Source organism: Antarcticimicrobium sp. (genome assembly GCF_029212575.1).
Lineage (GTDB): Bacteria > Pseudomonadota > Alphaproteobacteria > Rhodobacterales > Rhodobacteraceae > Antarcticimicrobium.
The window spans coordinates 1-6,984 of sequence record NZ_JARGPK010000096.1 but is presented as its reverse complement, the minus strand read 5'-3'; the positions used below and the strand labels follow the sequence as shown (position 1 = coordinate 6,984).

The following is a 6,984-nucleotide window of genomic DNA, read 5'->3' as shown; positions in this document are numbered from 1 at the left end:
CGGTTGCGCGCCGAAGGCTAGGGCGGTGCTTGCCGCCGGGCATGGGCGGCGCTACACCACGGGGTGACCCAGATGACGGAGGACAGGATGCGCATCGCACGGGATTTGGCCGAGGCCGTTGGACACACCCCGCTTATCCGGCTACGGAAAGCAAGCGAAGAGACCGGATGCGAGATCCTCGGCAAGGCCGAGTTCCTCAATCCGGGCCAGTCGGTCAAGGATCGCGCCGCGCTCTATATCATCCGTGACGCGGTGGCGCGCGGCGAGCTCAAGCCGGGCGGCACCATTGTCGAGGGCACCGCAGGTAACACCGGCATCGGGCTGGCGCTGGTCGGCGCCTCGATGGGGTTCAAGACGGTAATCGTGATCCCCGAGACCCAGAGCCAGGAAAAGAAGGACATGCTGCGCCTGGCTGGCGCGGAGCTGGTTCAGGTTCCCGCTGCGCCCTATCGAAATCCGAACAATTTCATTCGGTATTCCGAGCGTTTGGCGCGGGAGCTGTCCAAAACAGAACCAAACGGCGCGATCTGGGCCAACCAGTTCGACAATGTCGCCAACAAGCAGGCGCATGTGGAAACCACCGGCCCGGAGATCTGGGAACAGACCGGCGGCAAGGTTGACGGGTTCATCTGCGCGGTGGGGTCCGGCGGGACGCTGGCGGGGGTGGCCGAGGCGCTTCAGCCCAAGGGGGTGAAGATCGGCCTGGCCGATCCGCTCGGTGCGGCGCTTTACGATTACTACACCACGGGAGAATTGAAGATCAGCGATGGCGGCTCGATCGCCGAGGGAATCGGGCAGGTGCGGATCACCGAGAACCTCAAGGGGTTCAAGCCCGACCACGCCTATCAGGTGCCGGACGAAGAGGCGCTGCCTTACGTGTTCGACCTTCTGCACGACGAGGGGCTGGTGCTGGGCGGCTCGTCGGGCATCAACGTGGCCGGTGCGGTGCGCATGGCGCGCGAGATGGGGCCGGGTCACACCATCGTGACCGTGCTGTGCGACTATGGCACGCGGTATCAGTCCAAGCTGTTCAATCCCGATTTCCTGAACGACAAGGGGTTGCCGGTGCCGGACTGGATGACCGCCGCGCCGGCGAGCATCCCCGGCGTCTTCGAAGACCTGTGATGCCGGGCGGGCGGGAAGCGGGACGGGTGCCGGTCCTGATCCGGGCCCTTGTTCTGGTGTTGGCGCTGGCCCTGCCCGGGGCCGCGGTGCTGGCACAGGACCAGGCGACGCCGGCGGAGGGCGCCGAGCAACCCGCCGGTGAGCAGGCGTTGGAAGAGCCGCCAAAGCAGGACCCCTATTATCTCGCGTGGCAGCAGACCGCGCAGCGTGCCGAGGCGGCGATCGACGCGGATCGCGCCTCGAACGCCGCATTGGAGGATCTGCGCGGGCAACTGGTGGAGTTTCGCCAAACCTTTCTGGAGGCGCGCGACCGGAATTCGGCCCGTATCGGAACGCTGAAATCCCAACTCGACGCGCTGGGGGCGGCCCCCGGTGAGGGCGCCGAGGAACCGGCCGACATCGCCGCCCTGCGGACCCGGCTGAATGGCCAGATGCGCGATCTTCGGGTGCCGTCGGTGGTGGCGCAGGAGGCCTACAACCGGGCCGACGGGCTGATCGCCGAGCTGGACCGGATCATCCGAGAGCGGCAGACCCGGCAGCTCTTGTCGCGGGGCGGGACGCCGCTGAATCCGACCGACTGGTCTGTTGCCTTGCGCGACATGACGGTGCTGTTGCGCGATATCCGCAATGAATCGCTGGCCAGCTGGAAGGCCGCGCGCGACCTGAACCGGCTGCGCGACAACGCGCCCTTGATCCTGCTTTTCATGGTGTCGGGGCTGGTCCTTCTGGTGCGTGGGCGACCCTGGGCCGAACGGGTCGGAAACGCCCTGCGCGGCCTCGGCGGACGCGGCACCGGGGTCTGGAGCTTCATCGTGTCGCTGGGGCGGATCGGGCTGCCGCTGATCGGGCTGTTCCTGGTCACGCGGGCGGTCAACGCCTCGGAGGCGATCGGGCTGCGCGGCACCACGTTCATGAACGCGCTGCCGGTCTGGGGCACCATCGTGCTGGGTTTTCTCTGGCTGGGCGACCGGCTCTATTCCAAACGGGACCAGGACGCGCTGATCCCGCTGCCGCCCCACGCGCGGGCGGCGGCACGGCGCGGCCTTGTCTATGTCGCGCTGCTGCTGGTGGTCTACCGTGCGATCGGGCTGATCGAGACGGTTCAGAACATCTCGGAGGTCTCGCGCGCGATACTGGTGTTCCCGGTGATCGTTTTGGCGGCGGCGGTCGCGGTCCGGCTGCGCCGGATCACCTTGATCGATCCGGGCGACGCTACCGCCGAGACGCTGCCGGCGGGTCTGCGGCGGATGGCACCGACGTTGCGGCTGTTGTCGCTGGCGGTGGCCATCGTCGCGCCGCTTCTGGCCGCCGCCGGGTACCAGACCCTGGCCGAGGCGATCATCTTTCCGGCGCTTCTGACGCTGGCGGTGTTCGGCCTGGTGATGGTTTTGCAGCGGTTCGTCAGCGATCTTTACGGCTGGCTGTCGGGCAAGGGCGAGGCGGCCGAGGAATCGGTGGTGCCGGCGCTTGCGGGGTTCCTGCTGTCGTTGGCCGCGGTGCCGGTTCTGGCCCTGATCTGGGGCGCGCGGGTGGCCGACCTGACCGAGCTCTGGGCGCGGTTCCTGGCCGGGTTCAGCATCGGCGACACCAATATCTCGCCCACCGATTTCCTGACCTTCGCGGTGGTCTTCGGCATCGGCTATGCCGCCACGCGGGCCCTGCAGGGGGCCCTGTCAAGCAGCCTGCTGCCACGCACCAGGCTGGATGCCGGCGGCCAGAACGCGGTGGTCAGCGGCACCGGTTACCTGGGCATCCTGCTGGCGGCGCTGGCGGCGATCACCACCGCCGGGATCGACCTCAGTTCGCTTGCCATCGTCGCCGGTGCGCTGTCGGTCGGGATCGGCTTCGGGTTGCAGAACATCGTGTCGAACTTTGTCTCCGGGATCATCCTGCTGATCGAACGGCCGATCTCGGAGGGGGACTGGATCGAGGTGAGCGGGCAGATGGGCTATGTGCGCGACATTTCGGTGCGCTCGACCCGGATCGAGACCTTTGACCGCACCGACGTCATCGTGCCCAACGCCGACCTGGTGAGCGGGATCGTCACCAATTATACCCGCGGCAACACGGTGGGCCGGGTGATCGTGCCGGTGGGGGTGGCCTATGGCACCGACACCAAGCGGATCGATTCCATCCTGCGCGAGATCGCCAACGCGCATCCGATGGTGCTGGCCAACCCGGCGCCCAACGTGGTGTTCCAGGGCTTCGGGGCGGATTCGCTGGATTTCGAGATCCGCGCCATCCTGCGCGATGTGAACTGGGTGCTGTCGGTCAAGTCGGAGATGAACCACCAGATCGCCCAGCGGTTCGCAGAGGAGGGGATCGAGATCCCCTTTGCGCAGCGCGACGTCTGGCTGCGCAATCCCGAGGCGCTGCGCCAGGCCCATCTCGATCCGGATGCGGAAGCCGGCGACGAAGACGCGACAATCGAGGCGCAGGACGGTGGCGCGGAGGGCTGAGCCGGGGGCGGGAGGCCAGGCCCATCCCGGGCGTTGCACGGATCAATGCGCGATGGCGCCGGACAATCGTGGCACCGGGCGAATTCCGCCTTGCATTGCCTCCGCCGATCCGGCACATAACCGCGGCACGGACAGTTGGCCGAGTGGTCGAAGGCGCACGCCTGGAAAGTGTGTAGGCGGGAAACCGTCTCGAGGGTTCGAATCCCTCACTGTCCGCCATTATCCATAACCCACTGAAACTAAAGCATTGTTTTTAAACGTAACCCTTGAGGATAAGGGTTGTCGGCTTGCTCGGCCCTGAATTTTGCCATACTCTGTGATAGACACTGCAATATACACAGGGGGGGATTCTGGCAATGGCGAAGGGCGTGCTAAAACGAGGCAGCGTGTACCAACTCATGCGGCGCGTGCCGAAGCGGTTCGCGACGGTTGAGCCGCGCCGGATGGTCCTCATGTCGCTCAAGACTGATTCCGACATCGAGGCCCACCGCCGTGCAGATGCCGCCTGGAACGACCTGCTGGCAGGCTGGGAAACGGCGCTTGCCGGCGACAAGCTCACCGGGCAGGCGCTACTCGACAAGGCCCGCCACGACGCCCAGCGCCTTGGGATTATCTACCGCGCTGCGGGCGAGGTCGCCGAACTGCCGGTGCGGGAACTGCTCGACCGGCTGCGCGTGGCCGCGCCTGACGCCGATCCTGCCCGCGTCGATCCAGATGTTGCCACGGCGACGATGGGGCTGGCCCCTGTGCCGGTGGTCACGATCTCCGGCGCGCTGGAGGATTATTTCGAGTTGATGAAGCCGGAGTTGCGCGACAAGACCGAAGACCAGATCAGGCGGTGGCGCAATCCGAAGAAGTTGGCGATTGACCATCTGGTCGAGGCGGTCGGTGACATCCCTCTGCCGGAGTTTGATCACGCCGCCGCGCTCCTGCATCGCCAGCATCTCCTGAATTGGGCGCTGGAGGCAGAGAGATCGCAGGAGACGGCCCGCAAGCTCCAGACCAATGCGATGGCTGTTCTGCGCAAGGTGAACACCCTGCGCGGCCTCGGGCTGTCCCTGACCTTCGACGGCCTCTCGATCCCCGCGTCCAAGGACTCGCCGCCGCGCGTGTCGGTGGGCGGCGAATGGATACGCGACCACATCCTGCCGGCAGCTCGACCAGATGGGGCGCTGGGCGGCCTCAACGATGAGGCACGGCACATCTTTCTCATGCTGATCAACACCGGGGCACGGCCCTCGGAGGTCGCTGGGTTGAAGGTCAAGTATGTTGCGCTGGGCGAGGGGGCGGAAGCGATCAGAATCTTGCCGGATGGGCGCACCCTGAAGAACAAGAACAGCGCGCGCACCATCCCACTGGCGGGGGTATCGTTACAGGCGACGCGGCTGGCGGTGCAGGCGGCGCACGAGCGCGGCGCTGGGCCGGATGATTGGTTGTTCCCACGGTACGCGGTCGGCGGCACCCTCAGCGCGGCCATGAACAAGTTCCTGCGCGCCAATGGCCTCTTGCCCGAGGGCGCGGTCGCCTATGGCCTGCGGCACGGGTTCGAGGATCGGATGATCGAGTCGGGTATCGCCGACCGGGTGCGGGCCGATCTGTTCGGTCACGCGATCCAGCGGGAACGCTATGGCGACGGTGGCGGCGATGCGGTGCGGCGGCGGGCGGTGCAGGCAATCGCCCTGTGAACGTCCTCTACGCCACATGCAGATGCGGCCACACCGGCAGGATCGCCACGCCCAGCGCGGTCAGCGCACATGGAAATGCGGGTGTTCCGGCTGCGATGCGGGCGGTGCGGGTTCGGTGGACCGTCGACAGAGTTCACCACCGTCCTGAGTCTTGATGCCGGGGTGAACCCGCTGGTCGAGCAGAGGGGCGGCGATGGGGGCAGGGGCGGCGATCTGTAGGGTCACGGGCGCTGGGCTGCGCTCTACAGCCCGCCGTGCGGTAGCCGCGCTATGGCCGTGTCGATCTCCGGCCTGATACCTTCGATGCCCGTGATCAGCCCGCGCGGCACGGCGGACAGCCCGGAGTCTCCGAACGACAGCCCGAGGTACGCCTCCGCCAGCACGGCGGCGATCACCGCCTGCACATGGTCGCGCCGCTGCTTGGTCCGCTCACGGTCTGGACGCTGCGACAGCCATAGCTTGTGGGCCGCGAACACGCGCGGATCGACGGTCGGTATCCATACCGGGTTGCCGCGCGTGTCGAACGTCACGGCCTCGAATCTTGGTGCGTTCAACAGCCATTCCATCCCGTCGATCCCGACCGGCTGGAGATCATCCGGGTGATCCGACAGCCGTGCCCGCCGCCGCGCCTCGGACGCAGCCGGCTCCGCGATCCGCGTGGGGTCGTATCCATGCGGGCCGATCAGGTCCACGAGAAAGCCGGTCTTGTTCACGGCGCGGAATGATCCCGGCGACATCGGCGCGAAACTCTTGTCAACTTGGCGCAGCACCCCGACCAGCCCCTCGGGCGGCAGGTCGCCACTAAGCGCAACGTGCCTGCGTGCGTCGTTCAGGATGTCGATGTCGTCGGTTGCCAGCTCCCCGGCGTCGATCTGGATGCCGGCGGCCGCCTCATAGGCATAGAGCGCGTTCGTTCCGACCACATGCAGGCGGCCGCCGAGCCAACCCTGCCGGTCGAGGCGACGCAACACCCCCGCCGTCTCGAACGGCATTCGCCCCAAACCGCGTGCCGCTATGATGCGCCGCCTGCGATTCAGCTCGTCCTTGAGGCCGGCGATGCGCTCCTTCAGCGCCGCCTTGCCGCGATTGAACTCATCGAGACGTGCGTCGTTCTCCGGTGACTTGGAGCCAAGGGAGCGGCGCGACCGCGCGCCGGCACGCCTGCTCGACCGGCGGATCAGGTACTCAGCACCCTTGATCGCCTCATACGCCATGCTGCCGTCGAAGCGCCGGTCGAGGTCGCGCTGGGCATCGCGGAGTGCGTCGTAGCGGTCGCTGGCGTTGATCGCCTCGCGCGCTGCATCCGCGTCTATGTCCCTGACTGTCCACATGTTTGGCCCGTTTTTCGCATTTTGCTAAATATCGGGCCAAACTGCTTTGCGTTCAAGCGATTTGTAACCCTGCTGTCGATCATCCCGGTGATCGTGGTGGTCGCCGCCCGTGGGCGCAAGGGTGATCGCCCCGGTGATCGGTGGTCAGGGGGATCAGCACCAGCCGCTTAATTCCCCCGCCGCTCCGCCCGCCAATCCCACGGAGTCTGCCTCGGCGTCCGCCAGATGCCGATCCCGGCGGAGGGCACTGTCAGACAAACCGGGCTTGAGGCCGGGAGGGTGGTCTCGTAGCTTTCATTGATGACCAGACGATCGCCCTTTCGCTATTTCAAAACGAGCCCCGAGATCATCCGCCTGGCGGTGATGATGTACGTCCGCTTTCCG

4 protein-coding genes, 1 tRNA gene and 1 pseudogene are annotated in these 6,984 nt (G+C 66.6%); 5 read left to right on the top strand and 1 reads right to left on the bottom strand.

Annotated elements, in window-relative coordinates:
- Positions 1–87 precede the first annotated feature (87 nt).
- From P1U75_RS20550 to P1U75_RS20535, 4 genes are all read left to right on the top strand, one after another.
- The gene (locus P1U75_RS20550; RefSeq protein WP_300246716.1) at positions 88–1,125 is read left to right on the top strand and encodes a cysteine synthase A; all 1,038 of its coding nucleotides are present in this window, start codon (positions 88–90) and stop codon (positions 1,123–1,125) included.
- Positions 1,126–1,151: 26 nt separating this feature from the next.
- Entirely contained in the window at positions 1,152–3,584 is a 2,433-nt protein-coding gene (locus P1U75_RS20545) for a DUF3772 domain-containing protein (protein WP_300246715.1), read from the top strand.
- A 129-nt stretch (positions 3,585–3,713) separates the two neighbouring features.
- A tRNA-Ser gene (locus P1U75_RS20540) sits at positions 3,714–3,803 on the top strand.
- A gap of 137 nt (positions 3,804–3,940) precedes the next feature.
- Positions 3,941–5,269: a site-specific integrase gene (locus tag P1U75_RS20535; protein WP_300246713.1), complete on the top strand. Its 1,329-nt coding sequence runs from the start codon at positions 3,941–3,943 to the stop codon at positions 5,267–5,269.
- Positions 5,270–5,511: 242 nt separating this feature from the next.
- Here the strand turns inward: P1U75_RS20535 and P1U75_RS20530 are convergent, their stop codons facing one another.
- Positions 5,512–6,600, bottom strand: a complete 1,089-nt coding sequence (locus P1U75_RS20530) for a nucleotidyltransferase domain-containing protein (protein WP_300246711.1) — start codon at positions 6,598–6,600, stop codon at positions 5,512–5,514.
- 300 nt (positions 6,601–6,900) lie between these two features.
- On the opposite strand from P1U75_RS20530, the pseudogene P1U75_RS20525 reads away from it, so the two are divergent.
- A pseudogene (locus P1U75_RS20525) lies at positions 6,901–6,984 on the top strand (IS6 family transposase); the annotation flags it as partial.

Coding starts and splice junctions, on each gene's coding strand:
- P1U75_RS20550 (WP_300246716.1), top strand. CDS start 88: ATGCGCATCGCACGGGATTTGGCCGAGGCCGTTGGACACACCCCGCTT.
- P1U75_RS20535 (WP_300246713.1), top strand. CDS start 3,941: ATGGCGAAGGGCGTGCTAAAACGAGGCAGCGTGTACCAACTCATGCGG.
- P1U75_RS20530 (WP_300246711.1), bottom strand. CDS start 6,600: ATGTGGACAGTCAGGGACATAGACGCGGATGCAGCGCGCGAGGCGATC.